General features: G+C 66.1%; 17 protein-coding genes. 6 read left to right on the plus strand and 11 right to left on the minus strand.

The features are described from left to right. Positions 1–124: 124 nt before the first annotated feature. Positions 125–1,405 carry a serine hydrolase domain-containing protein gene (locus BMY90_RS10325; RefSeq protein WP_483880035.1) on the minus strand — a complete coding sequence of 427 codons (1,281 nt, stop codon included), beginning with the start codon at positions 1,403–1,405 and terminating at the stop codon, positions 125–127. A gap of 246 nt (positions 1,406–1,651) precedes the next feature. Further along, the gene (locus BMY90_RS10330; RefSeq protein WP_092703768.1) at positions 1,652–3,253 is read right to left on the minus strand and encodes a GMC family oxidoreductase; all 1,602 of its coding nucleotides are present in this window, start codon (positions 3,251–3,253) and stop codon (positions 1,652–1,654) included. 71 nt (positions 3,254–3,324) lie between these two features. On the opposite strand from BMY90_RS10330, the gene BMY90_RS10335 reads away from it, so the two are divergent. Further along, complete coding sequence (locus BMY90_RS10335; RefSeq protein ID WP_425438655.1) at positions 3,325–4,638, plus strand: NTP/NDP exchange transporter; 1,314 nt, start codon at positions 3,325–3,327, stop codon at positions 4,636–4,638. Positions 4,639–4,760: 122 nt separating this feature from the next. Here the strand turns inward: BMY90_RS10335 and BMY90_RS10340 are convergent, their stop codons facing one another. The 3 genes from BMY90_RS10340 to mtgA form a co-directional block, all read right to left on the minus strand. Further along, positions 4,761–5,189, minus strand: a complete 429-nt coding sequence (locus BMY90_RS10340; protein ID WP_008208517.1) for a CBS domain-containing protein — start codon at positions 5,187–5,189, stop codon at positions 4,761–4,763. A 38-nt stretch (positions 5,190–5,227) separates the two neighbouring features. Next, a complete protein-coding gene (locus BMY90_RS10345) occupies positions 5,228–6,202 on the minus strand; it encodes a glycosyltransferase family 2 protein (protein ID WP_092703770.1) in 975 nt (324 codons plus the stop codon). Positions 6,203–6,333: 131 nt separating this feature from the next. Continuing rightward, a complete protein-coding gene (gene mtgA / locus BMY90_RS10350; RefSeq protein WP_008212041.1) occupies positions 6,334–7,050 on the minus strand; it encodes a monofunctional biosynthetic peptidoglycan transglycosylase in 717 nt (238 codons plus the stop codon). A gap of 187 nt (positions 7,051–7,237) precedes the next feature. Between mtgA and hslO the strand changes: the two genes are divergently transcribed. Beyond that, on the plus strand, positions 7,238–8,134 hold the full coding sequence (gene hslO / locus BMY90_RS10355) for an Hsp33 family molecular chaperone HslO (protein ID WP_092703772.1): 897 nt from the start codon (positions 7,238–7,240) through the stop codon (positions 8,132–8,134). A 116-nt stretch (positions 8,135–8,250) separates the two neighbouring features. Here the strand turns inward: hslO and BMY90_RS10360 are convergent, their stop codons facing one another. After that, positions 8,251–11,130 carry a bifunctional diguanylate cyclase/phosphodiesterase gene (locus tag BMY90_RS10360; protein WP_092703774.1) on the minus strand — a complete coding sequence of 960 codons (2,880 nt, stop codon included), beginning with the start codon at positions 11,128–11,130 and terminating at the stop codon, positions 8,251–8,253. Between the two features lie 270 nt (positions 11,131–11,400). On the opposite strand from BMY90_RS10360, the gene BMY90_RS10365 reads away from it, so the two are divergent. Beyond that, on the plus strand, positions 11,401–12,315 hold the full coding sequence (locus BMY90_RS10365; RefSeq protein ID WP_092703776.1) for a hypothetical protein: 915 nt from the start codon (positions 11,401–11,403) through the stop codon (positions 12,313–12,315). Positions 12,316–12,436: 121 nt separating this feature from the next. On the opposite strand, the gene BMY90_RS10370 is transcribed toward BMY90_RS10365, so the two are convergent. Genes BMY90_RS10370 through BMY90_RS10380 form a run of 3 tightly spaced genes read right to left on the minus strand, consistent with a single transcriptional unit; the run spans position 12,437 to position 14,323 of the window. Next, entirely contained in the window at positions 12,437–13,339 is a 903-nt protein-coding gene (locus BMY90_RS10370; protein WP_092703778.1) for a DUF4097 family beta strand repeat-containing protein, read from the minus strand. 16 nt (positions 13,340–13,355) lie between these two features. Next, positions 13,356–13,778, minus strand: a complete 423-nt coding sequence (locus BMY90_RS10375) for a hypothetical protein (RefSeq protein WP_092703780.1) — start codon at positions 13,776–13,778, stop codon at positions 13,356–13,358. Further along, positions 13,775–14,323: an RNA polymerase sigma factor gene (locus BMY90_RS10380; RefSeq protein WP_092703855.1), complete on the minus strand. Its 549-nt coding sequence runs from the start codon at positions 14,321–14,323 to the stop codon at positions 13,775–13,777. Before BMY90_RS10380 ends, BMY90_RS10375 begins: the two co-directional genes overlap by 4 nt. A 346-nt stretch (positions 14,324–14,669) precedes the next feature. Here BMY90_RS10380 and BMY90_RS10385 point away from each other — a divergent pair, with 346 nt between their 5' ends. Continuing rightward, positions 14,670–16,052, plus strand: a complete 1,383-nt coding sequence (locus BMY90_RS10385; protein WP_092703782.1) for an IS701 family transposase — start codon at positions 14,670–14,672, stop codon at positions 16,050–16,052. Between the two features lie 347 nt (positions 16,053–16,399). On the opposite strand, the gene BMY90_RS10390 is transcribed toward BMY90_RS10385, so the two are convergent. Further along, a complete protein-coding gene (locus BMY90_RS10390; RefSeq protein ID WP_092703784.1) occupies positions 16,400–18,178 on the minus strand; it encodes a phosphoenolpyruvate carboxykinase (GTP) in 1,779 nt (592 codons plus the stop codon). A 148-nt stretch (positions 18,179–18,326) separates the two neighbouring features. After that, complete coding sequence (locus tag BMY90_RS10395; RefSeq protein WP_008209476.1) at positions 18,327–18,905, minus strand: TetR/AcrR family transcriptional regulator; 579 nt, start codon at positions 18,903–18,905, stop codon at positions 18,327–18,329. A gap of 121 nt (positions 18,906–19,026) precedes the next feature. On the opposite strand from BMY90_RS10395, the gene BMY90_RS10400 reads away from it, so the two are divergent. Continuing rightward, positions 19,027–19,914 carry an alpha/beta fold hydrolase gene (locus tag BMY90_RS10400; protein ID WP_008209478.1) on the plus strand — a complete coding sequence of 296 codons (888 nt, stop codon included), beginning with the start codon at positions 19,027–19,029 and terminating at the stop codon, positions 19,912–19,914. A gap of 35 nt (positions 19,915–19,949) precedes the next feature. After that, a complete protein-coding gene (locus BMY90_RS10405; RefSeq protein ID WP_092703786.1) occupies positions 19,950–22,418 on the plus strand; it encodes an acyl-CoA dehydrogenase in 2,469 nt (822 codons plus the stop codon). Positions 22,419–22,432: the final 14 nt, after the last annotated feature.

The following is a 22,432-nucleotide window of genomic DNA, read 5'->3' on the forward strand; positions in this document are numbered from 1 at the left end:
CCTTCGCGGAACATTCATCGGCTTTGCGTCCGGCCATCGGGTAGTCGCCGCTCCTGCGTAGCCTCATGCCGGTCATCCATGACTTTGCCACGGCCGGGCCGTGAGCTTGAAAATTCACGAACGCTCAGCGTCGGTGATGGCGAGCCCGGCTGCGATGGTGTCGGGTGGGGCGGGCTTTCTTCACGGGCAGCGGGTGTTCGACCCCGGCCCAGTCCTCATGCGGCAGGCCGAGCACGCTGTCGAACAACATCGGCACCACGGCGGCGGGCGTCAGTCCGGGCGAGTCGCGCAACATCACCACGCCGAAGCGGTATTTCGGGAAGAACGCGATCAGCGTGCGATAGCTTTCCACGGCGCCGGCATGGAAGATCATGGTCTGCCCGGCGTAGGTGAACACGCGCCAGCCCAGTGCGTAGTTGGCACTGGTGAGGCGGGCACGCCGCCACGGCGTGGAGTGCAGTTCCGAAGGTGTGGCGACGCCGGGCGCGTGCAGCACCTTGAGCAGGGCCGGCGACAGCACGTCCGGGCGTCCACCCATTTGCGCGACCAGCCATTTCTCCATGTCACGCAAGCTGGCGTTGACGCCGGCGGCAGGTGCCACGCGGTAGTAGGCCTCGCGGGGTTCGTAGGGCACCCAGCCATCGCGTCTCTTGCGATGCGGATGGGCCCAGTTCTTGTTGGCTTCCAGTGCGGCGCGCCCGTAGCTGGCCGAATGCATGCCAAGCGGGAAGAACAGGCGCTTGTCGACCTGGTGGTAGTAGAAGTCCCCGGTCTCGGCGTAGATCACGTCGCCGATCAGGCTGAAGGCCACGTTCTGGTAGCCATAGCACTGGCCGACGTCGCAGGTGAGGTCCACTTCGTCCAGCTTGCGCACCAGCTCCTCGTAGGGGACGTTGTCCTCGAGCAGGTTGTCGTAGGTATTGCGTGGCAGGCCGATGCGCTGGCCGAGGATGTCACCCACGGTGGCGGCGCTGGACGCCTGCGCATCCTTGAGCTTGAAGAACGGCAGCACGTCGATCAGCTTGGTGTTCCAGCTGAAGCGGCCATCATCGATCAGCAAGCCGGCCGTCGCGGTGGCGAAGGCCTTGGACAGCGAAGCCAGGCGGAACACGGTGGTCGGTGTCACCTTCGAGCCGGTGGCAGCGTCGGCGTAGCCGCTGGTGTGTTCGTAAATCACCTTGTCGCCGTAGACCACCGCGGTGGCCAGTCCGGCCACTTCGTGACGCTGCTGCAGCGTGTCCAGCCAGCGGGTGTAGTCGGCAAGGGCCGCTTTCACGCGTGCGGGGGACAGTGTGTCGTGCGTGGATTGCGACGTGGGACGCGTGGCGGGTTGCGTGGGTGCAGCAGCGTAGGCGCTGCAGGGCAGGCTGGCCAGGCCGAGCAGGCCGGCGATCAACAGGGACATGGAGCGAAACGGCATGGGGCGGCGGTCTGACTTGGCGTTGGAGCGTGGCCCGGAGGCGGCGAAGATGCGGATGCGTGGAATCATTGCGTGCGTTCGTGGTCCTTCCGATTGTCATGCAGCGTGTCGCCGTTCACAACGGCGCGGCGACGGGCGCGTGCACGTGGGGTTCAGGGCAGGCGGAGATGCTGGAGACGCTACAGTCTGCGACAAGTCTCAGGCCAGTTCGTTCGGATCCGGATGCAGGCATCATCCGGCAACGCCGCAAAACGGCTCGTCGAGGATCCATGCGCTGGCGCGCTCGGCGATCATGATCGTCGGTGCGTTGGTGTTGCCGCTGGGCAGCGTCGGCATCACCGAGGCATCCACTACGCGCAAGCCTTGCACGCCATGCACGCGCAATTCGCTGTCGACCACGGCGGCGTCGTCGCTGCCCATGCGGCAGGTACCCACCGGGTGATAGATGGTCTCGGCCTTGCGTCGGATGAACTCGGCGTATTCGGCGTCGCTCTGCAGCCGGCGTTCGGGGAATACCGGGCCTCCGCGATAGGCGTCGAACGCCGCTTGGTCGAGGATCTCGCGCGACACTCGTGCCGCCACGATCATCCGCTGCAAGTCGAATCCTTCCGCATCGCTCAGGTAATTCGCGTGGATCGCGGCCGGTTGCGCCGGATCGGCCGAATGCAGCCGCAACTGGCCGCGGCTGCGCGGATGCAGCACGCAGGCATGCAAGGTGTAGCCGTCGCCGGGCAAGCGGTGGCGGCCGTGGTCGTCGAGCAGGGCCGGCACGAAATGGAACTGCAGGTCGCAGCGTTCGTCCTCGGCCAGTGCGCTGCGCACGAAACCGCCGGCCTCGGCCACGTTGGAACTGCCGGGCCCATCGCGATGGCGCCACCAGCGCCAGCCGGTGGCGAGTTCGTTGAGGTGGTCGTAACTGACGTGCGGTCGGCAGCCGTCGAGCGTGCAGATATCCAGGTGATCCTGCAGGTTGCCGCCCACGCCCGGCAGGTTCGCGATCGGCGCAATGCCGTGCTCGCGCAAGTGGTCGACCGGGCCGAGGCCGGACAACATCAGCAGTTGCGGCGAGTTGACCGCACCGCCGGCAAGGATCACTTCGCCGGCCTCGATGCGTTCACTGCCATGGCGGCCACGCACTTGCACGCCGACGGCGCGACCCTGCTCGATCAGCACGCGCTCGACCAGCGCATGCGTGCGTACATGCAGGTTGCTGCGCTCGCGCACCGGCTTCAGGAAGGCCGTGGCCGTCGAACAACGTGCGCCGTCGCGCTGGGTGACCTGGTACAGCCCGAAGCCGGCGTGGCTGGCGCCATTGAAGTCGTCGTTGCGGGCGTGGCCGTCGCTGGCCGCCGCATCGACCAGGGCGGTGGAGAGTTCGTTGTGATAACGCAGGTCGGAGACGCCCAGCGGTCCGCCGGTGCCATGCCAGTCGCTGGCACCCCGGCTGTTGTCCTCGCTGCGCAGGAACCACGGCAGCACCTGTGCCCACGACCAGCGCGGATCGCCGGTAGTGGCTGCCCAGCCGTCGTAGTCGCCCGGCACACCGCGTATGTAGCACATGGCATTGATCGAGCTGGAGCCGCCCAGGGTGCGTCCGCGCGGCCACCACAGGCGTCGTCCGAGCAGAGCCGGCTCCGGCTCGGTGACGTAACCCCAGTTCAGCTGGCGATTGTTGGCCAGTCGGGCGATGCCTGCGGGCATGTGGAGCAATGGGTTCCAGTCGGACGGGCCGGCTTCCAGCAGCAAGACGCGGCGCCCCGGCAAAGCGCTGAGCCGGTTGGCCAGCACGCAACCGGCCGAGCCGGCACCCACGATCACATAGTCGTAGTTCATCGGTTCCCCCCGTAGTCTGAACGGAGTCGCGCGCATGCTAGGCTTGCCGCGACCCATGCTGGATACCATCGGTGAGCTCGTCCCCACAAGTCGCTGCGAGCGAACGCTCCACCGCCGTGCTGTCCGCACTCGCGTTTTTCTTCGTGCTGACGTCGTATTACATCATCAGACCGGTGATGAACCAGCTCGGTGGTGCGGTGGGCTCGCAGTCGTTGCCGCTTTTCTACGGCGCAGTATTTGTGGTGATGCTGCTGCTGACGCCAGTCTTCGGCATGCTGGTGGCGCGTTTCCCGCGTCGCCGGCTGCTGGGCTGGAGCTACAGCTTTTTCATCCTGTGCCTGCTGGCCTTCGTGCCGGCTTTTCTCGCGCAGGACCGCATCGGTGCGCGCACCCTGGGGGTGGTGTTTTTCGTGTGGGTCAGCGTGTTCAACCTGTTCGTGGTGTCGCTGTTCTGGAGCTTCATGGCCGACATCTTTTCCAGTGGCGAGGCGCGCAAGGCATTTTCGCTGATCGCGCTGGGCGGCATGGCCGGAGCCATCTTCGGCCCATTGGTGACCAAGTTCCTGGTGCAGCTGATCGGGGTGGCTCCGCTGCTTGTGGTGTCGGCGCTGGCCTTGAGCTTGTCGCTTGCGCTACTGCTGCGCCTTTCGGCGCAGGCGGACCTCCAGCCGCACAGCCGTGGCAACGATGTGATCGGTGGCTCGTTGTGGGCCGGCGTCCGCGCACTGTGGTCGCAGCCGTTCCTGAGGTACATGGCCCTGCTGATGCTGTTTGGCGACGGCATCGGTACGCTGGCTTACGCGCTGGTAGCCGACTATGCCAAAGCGCACTTCACCGGCGAGGTAGCCCGCACCCAGTTCTACAACAACCTCGATTTGGCCACGAATCTGCTTGGCGCGGTGTTGCAGCTAAGCGTGACGCGCTGGTTATTGGTCCGGCATGGTGCCGGCTGGGGGCTTGTGGTGCCATCGTTGGTGAATGTGGGGCTGCTGGCGGCGGTAGCAGTAGTCGGTGCAGGTAGCAGTCTGATCCTGTTCGGTGCGAGCGTGCCGCTGCTGGCCGTACTGATGGTGGTCACGCGCGGCTTTGCCTACGGCATGACCAAGCCGGCGGTGGATGCGCTGTATACCCGCGTGCCGCGCGAGACGCGATACAAGGGCAAGAATTTCGTCGAGACCGCGGTATGGCGCTTCGGCGACCTGGTCGTGACCAGCGGCGTCAGCGCACTGGGCAAGCTGGGCATGGGCGTGGCCGGCATGGCGCTGATCGGCGCAGGGATATCCGGGGTGGCGACCTGGGTGGCGCGGCGTGCCGGACAGTCGCCGGACCTGTTGCCGGAGGACCGCCCGGCGCCGCCGGCCCACGCCGCATCGCGTGCGGGTTGAGCGGCACGTCGCCTCGTTCCTTCTGGTGGGAGCGCACCCTGTGCGCGAAAGGTTTTCGCGATACCTCCCAGGAGCCTTTCGCGCACAGGGTGCGCTCCTACGCGTCCAGCCGGGAAACGCTTCTAGCTGCTGATATAGCGCTGCAACTGCTCGATCTGCTCGGCCTGCGCTTCGATCACTTCCTTGACCAGGTCGCCGATGGAGATCACGCCAACCACGTTCTCGCCCTCCACCACCGGCAGGTGGCGGATGCGGCGGTCGGTGCACAGGCGCATGCAGTCGAACACGTCGGTGGCGGGGCCGACGGTGAGCGGCGGGCTGCTCATGATTTCCGACACGGCGGTGTGGGCTGACGAGTGGCCTTGCAGGATCACCTTGCGGGCGTAGTCGCGCTCGGACACGATGCCGAGCAGCCGTTCGCCGCGCATGACCAGCAACGCGCCGACGCGCTGTTCGGCCATGTGCTTGATCGCGTCGAGCACGGGCGCCTCGGGCGCAATGGCGAAGATGTCGTTGCCTTTCCGTTCCAGCAGATGCCTGACCTGACGCATGTCGAACCTCCCGGCGGCCGCGGGCTGGCCGCGTGGGGTCAGTCTAGCGCGGGCGCGTGCGGCGGGCGTGAAGCCGGCGTGGGGGCGCCGGGCCGGCGTTGTTCCTCGATGAAATACAGCGGGCGTTGCTTGCTCTCGGCGTAGTTGCGGCCCAGGTATTCGCCGATCACGCCGAGTGCCAGCAACTGGATGCCGCCGAGGAACAGGATCACCACCATCAGCGACGGATAGCCGCGAACAGAGTTGCCGTAGAGCAGGGCGCTGGCGAGCACCCACAAACCGTAGACGAAGGCGAACAGCGCCGCTGCCAGGCCGGTCCAGGTGGCTAGTCGCAGCGGTGCGGTGGAGAACGAGGTGATGCCCTCGATGGCCAGCTGGGTCAGGCGCCAGTAATTCCATTTCGTCTGGCCGGCCTGGCGCGGGTCGCGCTGGTAGTAGACGGCGGTCTGGCGGTAGCCGATCCACGCGAACAGGCCTTTCATGAAACGCTGGCGCTCGCGCAACTGGCGCAGCGCGTCGAGCGCACGACGCGAAAGCAGGCGGAAGTCGCCGGTATCGCGCGGCACCGTGGTGTCGGACAGCTTCTCCATCGAGCGATAGAACGCTGCCGCGGTGAAGCGCTTGAAACCGCTCTCGCCGGCACGCGCGCTACGCGTGGCGTAGACCACGTCGTGTCCGGCCTGCCATTGCGCGACCAGTTCGGGAATCAGCTCGGGGGGATCCTGCAGGTCGGCATCGATGACCACGGCGGCATCGGCAACGACATGATCCAGCCCGGCAGTGAGCGCGGCCTCCTTGCCGAAGTTGCGCGACAGCTTCAGCCCGCCGCAGCGTGGATCGCGCGCCGCCAACGCCGTGATGATGGCCCAGGTATCGTCGTCGCTGCCGTCGTCGACATAGAGCACGTCGCAATGCAGCGGCAACGCGTCGAGCACCGCGCCAAGGCGCTGGTGGAACTGTTCCAGCACGGCGGATTCGTTGTAGGCGGGAACGACGACGGTGAGCTGCGACATGCACGGCACCTTGCGAGGAAACATTCGCATGCTAGCGAAGTGCTGCGGCTTTTACTCCATCTCTCCGGCGGAGAGATGAAGCGAACGGCACGGGCGGTTTCGAATCCGGGGAAAAGCTGACGCAGCCGGCATCAACGGGAGAGTTGCTTCAAATAGTCCGTGCCGCCCAACTGGCGCATCTGCTGGCCGATCCAGTCGGTACGGCGCTGCACGTAGGCGCTGGGGCGGTCGACGTGGAAACGTCGCGGGCTGGGCAGTACCGACGCCAGTCGCGCCGCCTGTGCCGGGCTGATGCGCGCGGGCGGTTCGTGGTAGTAGATGTCGCTGGCCGCACCCACACCGTAGATGCCGTTGCCCAGCTCGGCGATGTTCATGTACACCTCGAGGATGCGCTGCTTCGGCCAGGTGATTTCCAGCAGCACGGTGAAATACGCCTCCAGCCCCTTGCGCACGAAGCTGCGGCCATTCCACAGGAACAGGTTCTTCGCGGTCTGCTGGCTGATCGTGCTGGCGCCGCGCAGGCGCTTGCCCTCGTCGGCGGCATCGATCGCCTCGTGGATCGAGTCGAAATCGAAGCCGTGGTGGAACGGGAATTTCTGGTCCTCGCCGGCCATCATCGCCAGCGGCACGTAGGGCGACACTTGCGACCACGGCACCCAGTGGTGGTGCAGGTGGAAATCCTTCTCGCCGTGGACCCACGCGCCGAGCTGGCGCTCGATCATCACCGCCGAGGTCAGCGGCGGCACGAAGCGCATCACCAGCACCGCCAGCCAGGTGAGCGACACCCAGGCCAGCACGAGGATCGCGAGCCAGCGCAGCAGGCGACGCAACAAGGGACGACGGGACATGGCAACCAGGCAGAGTGAGCTCGGGTCAGTATAGGGAATCCGGGGAAATGGCCGTGTGAGCGGCTTCCAGACCTGGCGCCAACCCTGTCTGCGGGTGGGTTCCCGTCGCCCGGGTCGGGGACGTCGTGTATTGTCCCGTGCCATGCCGGCCCCATATCAGGCGGCTTGTATCGATGCGAGGTGAACCGTGGAAACCGTGCTTGTCGATGATGTGCTGCATCGCTTCCTGCTCGAAGGCGCCGGCGTGCGCGGCGTGCTGGTGCGGCTGGGCCCGGCGTGGCGCGAGGTTGCCGGCCGTTCCGACTATCCGGCCCCGCTGCGCGCGCTGCTCGGCGAGGCGCTGGCGGCCAGCGCACTGCTCACCGGCAACATCAAGTTCGAGGGAGCGCTGTCGATCGAGCTGAAAAGCGCCGGTGCACCGCATCTGCTGTTTGCCGAAAGCACCGACCAGGGCCGCTTGCGCGGCCTGGCGCGCTGGCATGGCGAGGTGGCCGATCCGCTGCGGCTGGATGCGCTGGCACAGGCGGTGATGGCGATCACCATCGGCCATGCCGAGCGTGGCCAGCGTTACCAGGGCCTGGTCGAACTGCAGCATGCCGATCTCGCCGGTGCGCTGGAAAACTATTTCCGCCAGTCCGAGCAGTTGCCGGCGAAAATCGTGCTGGCTGCCGACGGTGAGCATGCCGCAGGCCTGATCCTGCAGAAGCTGCCGGGCGAAGGCGGTCACGATGCGGTCGAGGATGACGCTGATGCATGGACGCGCATCGAGCATCTCACGGCCACGCTCGGAGCCGCCGAGCTGCTCGCCACGCCACCGGAACAGCTGTTGTACCGGCTGTATCACGAAGAGTCGGTGCGCCTGTTCGAGCCACGCCCGCTGGCGTTCGGTTGCAGCTGTTCGCGCGAGCGGGTGGAGACGATGCTGCGCTCGCTCGGTCGCGACGAGGTCGAAGCCGCGCTGGCTGCACGCGATGGCGAAATCGAGGTGATCTGCGAATTCTGCGCGCAGCGCTACACCTTCGATCGCATCGATGCCGAGCATTTGCTGGGTGGTGGCGGCACAGCGGCACCGACCGTGCAATAACGCGGGACACAAGCTCGTGCAGGAGCCCGCTCGCGGGCGATGCTTTCCTTCCACGACAGTCCGGCAAAAGCATTGCCCGCGAGCGGGCTCCTGGAAGCGGGCTGGCCGGCGAGTGCTCAGCCGGTCGTGGCCAGCGCGGCGTCGAGCCATTCCTCGGCGGCGCGCGCATGGGAGAACAGGAAACCCTGGCCGAAGCGGCTGCCGATCTGCAGCAGGGCCTGGCGCTGCTGTTCTTCCTCGATGCCTTCGGCGATCACCTGCATGCCCAGCGAGTCGGCCAACACCTGGATGGCGCGGACCACGGCCACGCCGCCGGCGTGTTCCATTTCCACGATGAAGGAACGATCGATCTTCAGGGTCTGGATCGGGTACTGGTGCAGGTAGCTCAGCGAGGAATAGCCGGTGCCGAAATCGTCCAGCGCGATGCCGGCGCCATGGGCGCGCAGGTTGGCGAGGATGCGTTTCACCTGCGCCGGGTTTTCCAGCAGGGTGTGCTCGGTGACTTCCACGCGCAAGCGGCTTGCCGGCACCTGGTAGGCCTGGAACAGGTCGAGCAGGCGCTGGTCGAGGTCGGGGGAACGGAAGTGCCGGGCGGAGACGTTGAAGCTGATGAAGCCGTGGTCGCCGATCAGTGAACGGGCTTGCGCGCAGACCTGTTCGAAAATCTGCCAGTCGATGTTTTCCGCGCTGCCGTTTTCCTCGGCCACGGCAAGGAAGTCGCCGGGCGAGAGCAGGCCGCGTTCCGGATGGCGCCAGCGCAGCAGCGCTTCGTAACCCACGGTGCGACCGTCCTCCAGCGACACGATGGGCTGGTAGAACGGCACAAACTCGCGCCGGTTCAGCGCCCGGCGCAGGTCGCCTTCCATCTCCAATAGCGACAGTGCTTCATAGCGCAGGCGATCATCGAACACCGCCGTGCAGTGACGGCCGGCGTCCTTGGCGCGATACATTGCCGAGTCGGCATCGCGCAGCAGTTCCTCGGGGCGCTGGTAGTGCGGGCCGGCGATGGTGACGCCGATGGAAGCGGAGGTGAACACCTCCTTGGCACCCAAGCGGAATGGCACCTGCAGCTCGCCGATGATGCGTTCGGCAATCTGCACCGCGGTGGCCTGGCTTTCCACGTTGCCCAGCAAGACCGCGAACTCGTCGCCGCCCAGTCGCGCCACGATGTCGCGCGTCTTCAGGCAGGCGCGGATGCGGCCACCCACCTGGAACAGCAGGTCATCGCCGATCAGGTGGCCGACCGAGTCGTTGATCACCTTGAAGCGATCCAGGTCGATGAACAGCACGGCGAACAGCGTGGCGGGATCGTGCTGGTATTTCTGCAGCGAGTGTTCCAGCCGTTGCAACAGGAAGGTGCGGTTGGGCAGGCCGGTGAGCGAGTCGTGCAGGGTCTCGTATTTCAGCCGTCGTTCCACGCGTTCGCGCTCGGCGATCTGTTCACGCAGGTCGCGGTTGGCCAGCGCCAGCGCGCGGGTGCGTTCGGTGACCCGGCGTTCCAGGTTGGCGTAGGCGTGCTTCAGCGATTCGTTGCCGTGCTTGCGTTGCAGCGCATTGGACACGTGGTAGCTGACGAAGGTCAGCAGTTCCTGGTCGCGCGCGTCGTACATGTGCTCGGGCGAATAGCTCTGCACCACCAGCGCGCCCTTCACCTGGTTGTCCCAGCGCAGCGGCACGCCAAGCCAGCACACCGAGCGCGCGCCGGTTTGGGTGCATTCGCCCTGTTCGGCGAGACGGTCGAAGGCGGCACGATCCGCCAGCAGCGGCTGGCCATGGCGCAGCACGTATTCGGTGGCGCCGCAGCCGGGCTCGCGAGCAAGGCGCACGCCGTCGATTTCGTCCACCGAATAGGGGAAGCTGATGCGCTGACCCTGCTCCTCGAGCAGGGCAATGTAGAAGTTGCGCGCATACAACAGGCCACCGATCACGCGATGCATGGCCGCGTAGAAATCATCGCTGCCTTCGGGGGCGCTGGCCAGTTCGGCGATGCGAAACAACGCCGTTTGCAGGCGTTCGCCACGCTGGCGTTCCAGCACCTGCTGGCGCAGTACGCGATTGGCGGCACGCAGCGCCGCGGTGCGGTCGGCCACGCGGTGTTCCAGTTCCGACTGCGCCTCGCGCCGTTCCAGTGCGGTCTGCACGTGCTGCGCCACGTAGCCGAGCAGTTCGCGGTCCTGCGTCGTGTAGTGCGTATCGGTGCGATAGCTCTGGATCACGATGCCGCCGACCACGCGGCCATCGCGCAGCAGCGGCACGGCCAGGAAGTGTTCGCAGGCTGGTCCGACCAGTTCGAAATGACCTTCGAACTGCCGCATCAGCTCCGGCATCGAGCCCATGATCGGCTGGCTGCTCTTGAGCAGGTTCCAGGTCAGGCTGTGGTGGATGTCCTGCAGTGGAATGTCCTGCTCGGGCAACGGCGGCTGCGGATCGGCCGTGTCCACGAAGTAGGGATAGCGCACGGTGCCGGTGCTGGCGTCGTACAGCACGATGAAGAAGTTCTCGGCGTACATCAGGCTGGCGACGATGGCGTGCAGCGAGCGCATCATCTCGGGCATGGAGTGCGTCGATCCGGCCTGCTCGGCGATGGCATACAGCGCGCGCTGCAGGCGTTCGGCCAGGGCCAGGCGTGAAATCGCTTCGTACAGGCGGCTGGTTTCGGCCTGCTGGCGCAAGCGGCTGGTCACCAGTCGGCCCAGCCAGGCCAGTTGATCGCGCAGGACCGGGTCGAGTGCGCCGGGGTCGTCCAGCACCAGCGTGCGCAATCCTTGCGCATCTCGCGCAAGATCCAGTGCCGTCGGGGCCGCGGGTTCACTGGTCGGGCGCCAGTGGACGTGGCCGCGGATGCCGAGCCGATGGATCGCCTCGGTACAGATGTTCAGCACGCTGGCGGCGTCGCTGGCGTCAGACAGCTGTTCCACGCTGTCGTACAGCACCGCCTCGGCCGCCCCTTTGGGCCGAAGGGACAGGGCGGGACTGCTGTCGGGCACTGAACTCATCGGAGGGTGTCGGGTCTATGCAGCTGGATGACGCCGTGACTATATATCCGGATGGCGTGGCTTTGTCGTGAGCAATTGCGGCGATTCCCCGACCCGGACGCCTCTCGTAGCACGTTTTGTGCCGGTTTTCGGGCGAAAAAAGGATCATTTCGTGCCGCAAACCGCAAAAACAGGGTGTTAGAAAGAAGTAAAACGACGTATACTCGGTGCCGTGGAACTTCCTGTCTCCACAGGCTTTATCTGTTAAACGGGGGCTTTAGCCAGATCATCATGCGCCGCTTGCTGCTTACATTGCCGCTGTTGCTGCTGCCGCTTGTCGCGGCAGGCCAGTCGCTGGGCGGCAGTTCATCGCAGACGATCGGAGACAGCCTGTTGCAGGCGCCTCCGGCACAGGCCGGTGTGCGCTCGACGGATGCCTCCGCCGTGCCGCTGTGGCGCGGCGCGAATGGCCATGTGCTGTCAGTGCAGTCGAGTGCCGTCGACGCAAGCGAAGCCGAGCAAGGCTCGCCGCTGTCGTTCCGCGGCGTGGATGCCGGCACGGTGGCTTCGAGCAGCCTGAACTATGGACTGGCGCCCCATCTGACCGCGCATGCCGGGGTCAGCGAGCACTCCTGGGCCAATCGTGCGCCACGCGTCGTGGGCAGCGAAGTGGGCGCCAGCTACAACGCGGGCCGCTACAGCGTGGGCCTGAGCGTGGGCACCAACGGTACGTCCAACAGCCCGACGCTGCCGCGGGTTCTGCCCGGTGCCACACCCAGCGTGAACGGGTTGAGCGACTTCGACAGCAGTACCCAGTTCAATGCCCGCGGTCGCATGTCCTTGGGCAGCGGCAGCGGTATCGACATTGGTGCCAGCGTGGGGCGCATCCGGTTGTTGCCGGGCAATGCGCTGGGCCTCAATACGCTGGACCAGAAGGCGCTGAGCTTCGGCGTCGACCACGGTTCGATCAGCGGCAACATCATCGGTCGCGTGATGCAACCGGAAGCCGGCGTGCCCGGTGCCCTGAGTGGCGACCACCGCTGGAGCAGCATCGATCTTGGCGTCACCTGGCACCTGCCGTGGCAGGGCTCGTTGAGCTTCGGCGCGCAGAACGTGTGGTCGTCCGGCAATGCGGCGAACACCCCGGTCGGCCCCGAGCCGGACCAGTCACGTACGCCATACGTGCAATACCACCAGGATCTCTGATCCCCGACGCGGTATCGGATCGGCGCGTTGCGGTCGCCGACGAATCCGTCTGACCCACTTGTCCCGATAACCTTCCGGCCATGCGGCTTCCCGTGTCGCGGGCCGTGCGCGTGGGCGGCGATCAGCCCTGCTTGCGGATGCGCAGGTCGCCGCTGAAGGTTTCCACCTTGATCGTGCCGCGGCCGTCGCCGACGGTGGTGTCCAGCGCGCTGCCGGGGCCGTGCGCGGATGATGTCGGCGTGCCGAAATCGCTGTGCAGGTCGCCGCTGAACGTGCTGGCGTGGATCGAGCCGGACAGGCCGGAGGGCAGGCGCAGATCGATGTCGCCACTCATGCTGTCAATGTTGATCTGCCCGTTGGTGGCGAGGTTGCCGCTGATCGTTGCATCGCCGGAAACGGTACCGAGCTTGAAGTGCTTCCACGGGCCGCCGCTGACCTGGATATGGCCGGAGACCGTTTGCAGCCTCGCGTCGTCGCCCAGCGATGGCGCGAGGATATCGCCGCTGACGGTCTGCAGGTCGGCGCGATCGGCGTGGCCGGAAAACGCGATGCCGCCGCTGACACTGTCCACGTCCAGACTGGGGGTCTGTGCGTTGACGCGGACCCGGCCGCTGATGGAGTTGAGTTTCAGCGTGCCGCCGCGGGTGCCGTCGATGGCCAGCGGTGCGCTGACCACGTTCACATGCAAGGTGGCGCCGCGCGGTACGCGCACGTCGAGCGTGGTGGCGCCCATGTGGTTGCTGTCGCCCCAGTCGAACCAGCCGCCACCGCCCTGCGGCTGCACCTTGATCGACAGATTGTCGTCGCTGCCGGTAATGGCCAGCGGCTTGGCGCCATCGCCGAGTTGGCCGCCGACCTGCACCTCGTTGCGATCCCATGCGGTGACATGCACTTCGCCGGCGACGTTGCTGATGCTGATGCGGGCAGTGGACGTGGCGACGTGTTGCAACTGGATCGGCGTGTCGGCCAGTGCGTGGCCGAACGGGAGGCAGAGCAGCAGCGGGAGGTAGCGTGCGGTTTTCATGGGAATCCTCGTGGCCTCAGCCGGCCTGGTGTTCGAGCTGGCGCAGGCTGGCCTGCTGTCGTTCGGTGTTCGCCAGCAATTGTTGCAGGGCGGTTGAATTGGGCGCCTGTTGCAATGCCTGGCGCAGTTCGATCTGGGCAGCGGTGAGCTCGATCGCGGCGCCGGCCAGGCGCGGGTCGGCCGGTTTCCATGGTTGCGACGCGGATGCGACGGCCGGGGTCGGTTGCAGTTGCTGCTGCAGGCGGCCGCCGAACCAACCGGCAAGGACCAGCGCCGCGGCGATGCCGATGGCGGGCAGCCAATGCCACGGCCGGCGCACCGGTTTTGCCGCCGTCGTGGCGCTGTCCAGCGCGGCATCGATGCGGTTCCACAGCTCGTGCGGGGGCGCAAGCGGCTGGCGCAATTCGCGCATTTGTCGACGCCATTCGAATTCGTTCATGAGTCTTCTCCGAGTGCCTTGCGCAACAGACCGCGGGCACGATGCAGTTGTGCCTTCGACGATCCCACCGCCATGCCCAGCTCCAGTCCGATGTCCTCGTGCCGCCAGCCTTCCACGTCGTGCAGCACCAGGACGGCGCGGGCGCGTGGCGGCAGGCGTCCGATCGCGTGTTCCAGCTCTTCGCGTTCGGCGGCGCAGAACGGCGTTTCGCAGTGATCGGGCAGGCTGTCCTCATCCATGAAGCCGACCGGATCGGCACCGCGCGCGCGGATGTCCATCAGCGCCACATTCACCGCCAGACGGTACAGCCAGGTGCCGAATGCGCTTTGTCCGCGAAAGCTGTCCAGTTTTTGCCAGGCACGCACGAAGGCTTCCTGGGTGAGATCTTCGGCGCGTGCGTGGTCGTAGCCAGCCAAACGGTAGACCGCGCCGTGGACGCGACCCACGTGTCGCTGGTAGATCCGCTGGAACGCCGCCCGATCACCGCGCACCGCCGCTTCCACGTCGACCGTGTCGGGGTGTCCCTCGGCAGGAGCAGGTGGCATGGAACTTCCGGTGGTGCAGGCGGCGATCATCTTGCCAGCTTGGATGCACGCCCGGGCACAAGCGTTTAAGCGGATTGCCGCAATGTCTTGCTGCAGCCTCTCTTTCCGCGCACAGGGGAAGGGCCGCACGAATCGCAGCGCGGTAGCGACTCCGTATCCTCACCCCAAACTCCTCTCCCGGAGGGGTATGGGCTCAAAAGCGCCGCGAGGCAACGCGTGTGTTCCCTTCTCCCATCGGGAGAAGGTGCCGGCAGGCGGATGAGGGTTCAGGCTAGCTAGTTCTACTGTGTCAATAAAAACACGGCATGATCACGGCATCTTCTAGCAACCTGCGAGGAGGTGGGTCATGGGCATCGGTCTGGAAGCACGGTTTGAACAGTATGGCGAGGCGATGGTTGCCGCCATGGGACACGCGGACCGGGCATTGCCTACGCGCTGGTACCTGCAGGGTTTGATGCTGCCTGGCGGGCGCAAGAGCGTGGAGCCGATGGCAGCACGGGTGCGACCGCAAGACGTGCGCTCGACCCATCAGTCGATGCATCACCTGGTGTCGACGTCGGCATGGAGCGACGACGCCTTGCTGGCCGCTGTGGCCGAGCAGGTGTTGCCTGTACTGACGCACGGCGGCACCGCACCGCGCTTCTGGATCATCGATGACACCGGCTTTCCGAAGAAGGGTAAGCACTCGGTGGGCGTAGCGCGCCAGTATTGCGGGGAGACCGGCAAGACCGACAACTGCCGGGTGGCGGTGAGCTTGTCGCTGGCGACGGACTCAAACAGTCTGCCGTTGGCGTATCAGCTGTACTTGCCGGCCGAATGGATCGACGACCCGCAGCGATGCGCCACTGTTGGGGTGCCCGCTTCAGTCGGCTTTCTGACCAAGAACCAGATCGCTGCGGCACAGATCCGCGCCGCCGTTGCGGCGGGCGTGCCGCGAGGCGTCGTGTTGGGTGATGCCGCCTACGGCGATGACAGCACGCTTCGCGATGAGCTGAGCACGCAAGATCTGATCTACGCGCTGGGCGTCAGGCCGCTCACGGCGGTGTGGTGGGGTAAGCATCAACCGGCCACGCCACCACCACCTGCGACGGGGAGCGGACGTCCCCGCGTGCGGGTATGCCGCGATGCGGCGCACCGACCGATCGGTGTGCGTGCGCTGGCGCAGGCGTTGCCGGCGCGAGCGTATCGCACCATCACCTGGCGGCAGGGTTCCGCCGAACCCTTGTCCGGCCGCTTCGCCCGCGTACGTGTGGTCGCCGCCCACGACGACCGTGATCGTGCGCCCGAATGGCTGGTCATCGAATGGCCTAGCGGCGACGCCGAACCGCTGCGCTACTGGCTTTCGACGTTGCCGGAAGCGACCCCCTTCAAGGCCCTTGTCGGCACCATCAAGGGCCGCTGGCGCATCGAGCGGGACTACCTGGAACTCAAGCAAGAACTCGGCTTGGGTCACTACGAAGGGCGCAACTGGCGCGGCTTTCATCACCACGCCAGCCTGTGTATCGCGGCCTACGGCTTCCTGACGCTGGAGCGCTTGCGCGGCAGTAAAAAAAACCGTGCTCGATTCAAAGCACCTGCCGTACCCGAAGGCTTCCGCCCGCGTGGGGCTGGGACCGATGCAGCGCCATCAACCGCTCTCGATCGCAACCGTGCACTTTCGTCTCGCCCGCCTGATCGCGCGACAGTTGGCGCGATGTCCTTGCTGCGGCAGGGCGCATCCGAGTATTAGACGTATTTATTGACACAGTAGAACTAGGGAAGGTCTGATCAATCGGCTTCTTGCTCGTCATTCCTGCGGAAGCAGGAATCCAGTGCCTTTGCATTCGAAGACCTACAGGCACTGGATCCCAGCTTTCGCTGGGATGACGAGCAAAATCAGACCTTCCCTAGGAGCGTGGGCGGCAGAAATCTTCCGGGCTGCAAAAGCGCCTGCGTGGTCCATATCTCCGTCGCTTCTTGGCCCATAGAACCACTATGGGCCGGCGAATCGTCGAAGCGCTTCATAACAGCGAAGCTGGTCAAATCTGTCCTCACGCAGCCACTTTTTCGCCTCGAAAGTTTCTACCGCCCACGCTCCTAGGCCGTGGCGGTGCGGGGAGAGGTGGCGTCCGCATCCAGCGCATCGGCTACGCGCTGGCGCTCCTGGCGCAGGCGTTCGGGCAGGCGCGGGCTGAAGCTTTCCAGGTATTCGCCGATCGCTTCGATTTCAGTCTGCCAGCCGGCGTTGTCCACCGCGAGCAGCTCGTCGATCTGGCCGGGCTTGAGGGCCAGGCCGTCGAGCTTCAGCTCGTTGCGGGCGGGCAAGGTGCCGATCGGCGTCTGCACGCCGCGTGCGGTGCCCTTCACGCGCTCGATCATCCATTCCAGCACGCGCAGGTTCTCGCCAAAGCCGGGCCACAGGAACTTGCCGTCGGCGCCCTTGCGGAACCAGTTGACGTGGAAGATCTTCGGCAGCTTCGCGCCGGCCTTGTCCAGCGCCAGCCAATGCGCGAAGTAGTCGCCGTAGTGATAGCCGCAGAACGGCTTCATCGCCATCGAGTCGCGGCGCAGCACGCCGACCGCGCCGGTGGCGGCGGCAGTGGTTTCCGAACCCATCGCGGCGCCCATCAGCACGCCATGGGTCCAGTCACAGGCTTCCATCACCAGCGGCAGCAGCGACGGCCGGCGCCCACCGAACACGATGGCGCTGATCGGCACGCCTTGCGGCGCCTCGGCCTTCTCCGACCAGGTCGGACATTGCTTTGCGCTGACCGTGAAGCGCGAGTTGGGATGCGCGGCCGGGCCGTTGGCGGGATCGTACGGGCGCCCCTGCCAGTCGGTGACCGGCTCGCCGGGCAGGCCGTCCCACCACGGCTGGTTGTCGGCTGTGACGGCGACGTTGGTGAAGATGGTGTCGTGCGAGACGCTCTTCAGCGCGTTCGGGTTGGTGCTGTTGCTGGTGCCCGGGGCCACGCCGAAGAAACCGGCCTCGGGATTGATCGCGTACAGGCGGCCATCCTTGCCCGGATGCATCCAGCAGATGTCGTCGCCGACCGTCCACACCTTCCAGCCATCGCGGCGATAGCCTTCCGGCGGAATCAGCATGGCGAGGTTGGTCTTGCCGCAGGCGGACGGAAACGCGGCGGCGATGTAGTGGGTTTCGCCCTGCGGATTCTCGATGCCCACGATCAGCATGTGCTCGGCCAGCCAGCCTTCCTCGCGTGCCTGGTTGCTGGCGATGCGCAGGGCGTGGCACTTCTTGCCCAGCAGCGCATTGCCGCCGTAGCCGGAGCCGTAGGACTTGATCGATTTCTCGGCCGGGAAGTGCATGATCCAGCGCCGTTCGGGATCGAGCTCGCCGGTGGAGTGCAGGCCCTTCACGAAGGCCGCTTCCCGCTCGATGCGCGCCTGCGCGGCCGCGCCCATGCGGGTCATGATCTTCATGTTGGCGACCACGTACGGGCTGTCGGTGATCTCCACGCCGCAGCGCGACAGCGGCGAGTCGATCGGCCCCATGCAATACGGGATCACGTACATGGTGCGCCCTTCCATGCAGCCGTCGAACAGCGCGTCGATCTTGGCGTGGGCGTCGGCCGGAGCCATCCAGTGGTTGTTCGGGCCAGCGTCTTCCTGCTCCGGGTGGCAGACCAGGGTGAGCTGCTCGACCCGGGCCACGTCGGACGGGTTCGAGCGATGCAGGTAGCAGCCCGGATGGGTCTGCTGGTTCAGCTCGATCAGGGTGCCATCGGCCAGCATTTGCCGTACCAGGGACTGGTATTCGGTGTCCGATCCGTCGCACCAGTGGATGTGGGCGGGACGGGTCAGGGCGGCCACGTCGTTGACCCAGTGTTGCAGCGCTTCCAGCTTGCTTGCCATGGTTTCTCCCAAGTTGGTCTTCAAGTTTGGTCTTCAGCCAAATAAGAGCCAAAACACTATGTTGCGAAAACTGGCATTGCAAGGTCAGACGCAGCAAAAAGGGCGCCCCGAAGGCGCCCGTGTGCTCGTGTTCAGGTTTTCGCCGGGATCAGGCGGGGATCAGGGTCGCGATCATGTGTTCGATGTAGGCATCGAACTCGTCGTGGCCCAGGCGCGGCAGGCCCAGCGTGAAGTTCAGCTGCAGGAAGCCGACGTAGGCGGCATAGGTCAGTCGCGCGCGGTTGATGGCGTCTTCCGGCGGCAGCCCGGCTTCGCGATAGGCGGTGTTGAGGAAATCGGTACGGCGCTGCGACACGCGGGCCATCACCGGCACCACCAACGGGTGGTCCAGCGCCTTGAGCAGGGCGGCGTAGACCCGGTGCGGACGCAGTTCGTGGGCCACGCGGCGGAACAGTTCGGGCAGGCGTTCGCGCGGGTCGGCGATGGTCTCGATCTGGCCCAGCACTTCACGCTCGCCGTACTGTTCCCAGCGCTCCAGCGCGGCCAGCAGCAAGGCCTCGCGGGTGCGGAAGTGCCAGTAGAAGCTGCCCTTGGTGACGCCAAGCTGGCGCGCCAGTGCTTCCACGGCCAGCGCGCCCACGCCCTGGTCGGCGATCAGGCCGAGCGCGGCCTCTTCCCAGTCCTCGGCGGAGAGGCGGGTACGTTCCGGTTTGCTGCTTGCATTCATGGCCGTATGGTAGCCCAGACCGGGTAGCACAGGCAGTGGTGGCCCGGATGCACGGTGGGCGGTGAGATTGGCGAGTCTGGGAGGTTGACGGCACTGGGCGTGGCGATCCATACTCAAGCGTATGGAAAAGACCCGCCCTCAGGCAGAGCCCTTTCGGACTGGCGACGGTATCGCGCTGGCCGTGGAGTCGTTGAATCCGGCCGGCTCGCCGACGTTGCTGTTCGCGCACGGCTTTGGCCAGACCCGTGGCGCCTGGGGCGGTTCGGCCGCAGCCTTGGCTCGACAAGGTTGCCATTGCGTCACGTTCGACACGCGCGGGCATGGCGAGAGCGAACGTTCGCCGGATGGCAGCTACCACATGCAGCAGTTCGCTGAGGACCTGCTGCGACTGGCACGCGCGCAGTCCCAGCCGCCGATCCTGATCGGCGCCTCGATGGGCGGCCTGCTCGGTTTGGTGGTGGCCGGGGAAACCCGTCCGGCACCGTTTCGCGCAATGGTGCTGGTGGATATCACGCCACGCTGGGAGACGGCGGGGGTGGAGCGCATCCTGGCCTTCATGCAGGCGCACCCCGATGGTTTTGCGGATTACGCCGAGGCCGCCACGCAGATCGCCACCTACCTGCCGCAGCGCAACGGTCGCAAGAGCGAGCAGCAGCTGCGCCCGTTGATGCGCGAAGCGGCCGATGGCCGGCTGCACTGGCACTGGGACCCGGCCTTGCTGGCGGGCGGGCTGGTGCAGGAGAGCGAACGCTACCAGCCGCGCCTGCTGTCCGCCGCCGCGAAGGTGGATGTGCCCGTATTGCTGCTCTCCGGTGAACGCAGCGACGTGGTTTCGCGCGACACCGTCGACGAATTCCTGCAGCTCGTGCCGCATGCCCGACACGTGGAGGTGGCGGGCGCCACGCACATGGTGGCCGGCGATGCGAACGATGCATTCACGCGCGAGATCGCAGGCTTCATCCATACCCTGGACGACGCGGACGCCCGGCGGGGCGTTCGGGTTTCATAGTCACCACAAGTACGCACCGCAACGAGGAAGTCGAGATGTCCGTGATACTGACCCTGCTGGCGGCGCTCATCGCGACCGGCGCCTGCGCTTACCACCGCACGAGCCTGCGCACCTGGGCCATCGCCACGCTGATCACCACCATCGTGGTGGGCCTGCTGGTGCATGCACCCGTGACCACCGTCATCCTGGTCATCATCGAGCTGGCGATCGCCATCCCGCTGCTGTTGCCGACGTTCCGTCGCAAGCAGATCAGCGCGCCGCTGCTGAAGATGTTCGCCAAGGTCACGCCGAAACTGTCCGCGACCGAGCAGACCGCGCTGGAAGCGGGCACCGTCGGCTTCGAAGGGGAGCTGTTTTCCGGCAAGCCGGAATGGAACGAACTGCTGCGTCAGCCGAAGCCGGAACTGAGCACCGAGGAGCAGGCCTTCCTCGATGGCCCGGTGGAAGAACTCTGCGCGATGATCGACGATTGGCAGATCACCCACGAGCTGGCCGACCTGCCGCCGAACGTGTGGGAGTTCATCAAGAAGAACAAGTTCTTCGGCATGATCATCCCGAAGCAGTACGGCGGCCTGCAGTTCTCCGCGCTGGCGCATTCGGCGGTGCTGCAGAAGCTGTCGACCATGTCGGCCACGGTGTCCTCCACCGTCGCGGTGCCGAACTCGCTGGGGCCGGCCGAATTGCTGCTGCATTACGGCAGCGAGGAGCAGAAGGACTACTACCTGCCGCGCCTGGCGGTGGGCGAGGAAATCCCCTGCTTCGCGCTGACCGGCCCGTATGCGGGCTCCGACGCCACCTCGATTCCGGACTACGGCATCGTCTGCAAGCAGATGGTGGACGGCGTGGAAACGCTGGGCATCAAGCTCACTTTCGACAAGCGCTACATCACGTTGGCGCCGGTCGCCACCGTGGTCGGCCTCGCTTTCCGCATGTACGACCCGGAACACCTGCTGGGCGACAAGGACGACCTGGGCATCACCCTGGCGTTGCTGCCGCGCACGACGCCGGGGCTGCAGATCGGTCGCCGCCACTTCCCGCTCAACATTCCGTTCCAGAACGGCCCGATCCACGGCAAGGACGTGTTCGCGCCGTTGTCGGTGCTGATTGGTGGCCCGCAGATGGCCGGCCACGGCTGGCGCATGCTGGTGGAATGCCTGTCGGTGGGGCGCGCCATTTCACTGCCGTCGAACGCCACCGGCGCGATGCGGGCCTCGGCCGCGGCCACCGGCGCCTACTCGCGCATGCGCAAGCAGTTCGGCCTGGCGATCGCCCGCTTCGAGGGCGTGGAAGAGGCATTGGGCCGCATCGGCGGCCTGACCTATGCCACCACTGCGCTGTCGCGCGCCACTGCGGCCGCGGTGGATCGTGGCGAGAAGCCGGCGGTGCCCTCGGCGATCGCCAAGTACCACGCCACCGAATGGGCCCGTACCGTGGCCGGCGACACCATGGACGTGCACGGCGGCAAGGCGGTGCAGCTCGGTCCGAAGAATTACGCCGGGCGTGGCTGGTCGTCCGTGCCGATCGCGATCACCGTGGAAGGCGCGAACATCATGACGCGCAGCCTGATGATCTTCGGCCAGGGGGCCATCCGCTGCCATCCCTATGTGCTGAAGGAAATGCAGGCGTTGTCCATGGCCGATTACGGCGAGCGCCTGCGCACCTTCGACAAGGCACTGTTCGGCCATATCGGCTTCGGCATCTCCAATGCCGTGCGCAGCTTCGTGATGGGCTTGTCCGGCGGTCGCATGGGCGACGCGGCGGGTGATGCCTACACGCGCCGCTACTACCGCAAGCTCAACCGCTACTCCGCCGCGCTGGCCTTGTGCGCGGACGTGTTCATGGGCGTGCTGGGTGGCAAGCTGAAGTTCAAGGAGAAACTCTCCGCGCGGCTGGGCGACGTGCTCAGCTATCTGTATATCGCCAGCGCCATGCTCAAGCGCTACGAGGATACCGGCCGGCCGGAAGCGGATCGCCCGTTCCTGGCCTGGGGTTTCCACGAGTGCATGTGGCTGATCCAGAACGCGCTGGACGGCGCCATTCGCAACTTCCCGGTGCGTCCGGTGGCGTGGCTGTTGCGCGTGCTGGTGTTTCCGTTCGGTCGTCGCGAAGTGCCGCCGTCGGATCGGCTGGGGCGTCGCGTGGCCGCGCTGCTCACCGCACCGAACGAGGCACGCGGGCGCCTGCTGGAATGGGTCTACCTGACGCCCAGCGCCAACAACACCGTGGGCCGCATGAACGCATTGCTGCCTGACGTGATCGCCGCCGAGCCGGTGGAGCGGAAGTTCCTGAAGGGGCTCAAGGCGGGCCAGTTCAAGGCGCACGACTACGACGGCCAGCTGGCCGAGGCGCTGGCGGCCAACGTGATCAGCCAGGCCGAGCACGATCTGCTCAAGCGCGTGCATGCGGCGGTGTTCGAGTTCATCTCGGTGGACGATTTCGATCCGTCCGAATTGCGTGCGGCCGTGACGCGCGCGGACGAGAAGAAGCTGACCCGCGTGGCTTGACCAACCCGTGAGTG

The sequence above is a fragment of the Rhodanobacter glycinis genome (assembly GCF_900114325.1).
In the GTDB taxonomy this organism is placed as follows: Bacteria; Pseudomonadota; Gammaproteobacteria; order Xanthomonadales; family Rhodanobacteraceae; genus Rhodanobacter_A; species Rhodanobacter_A glycinis.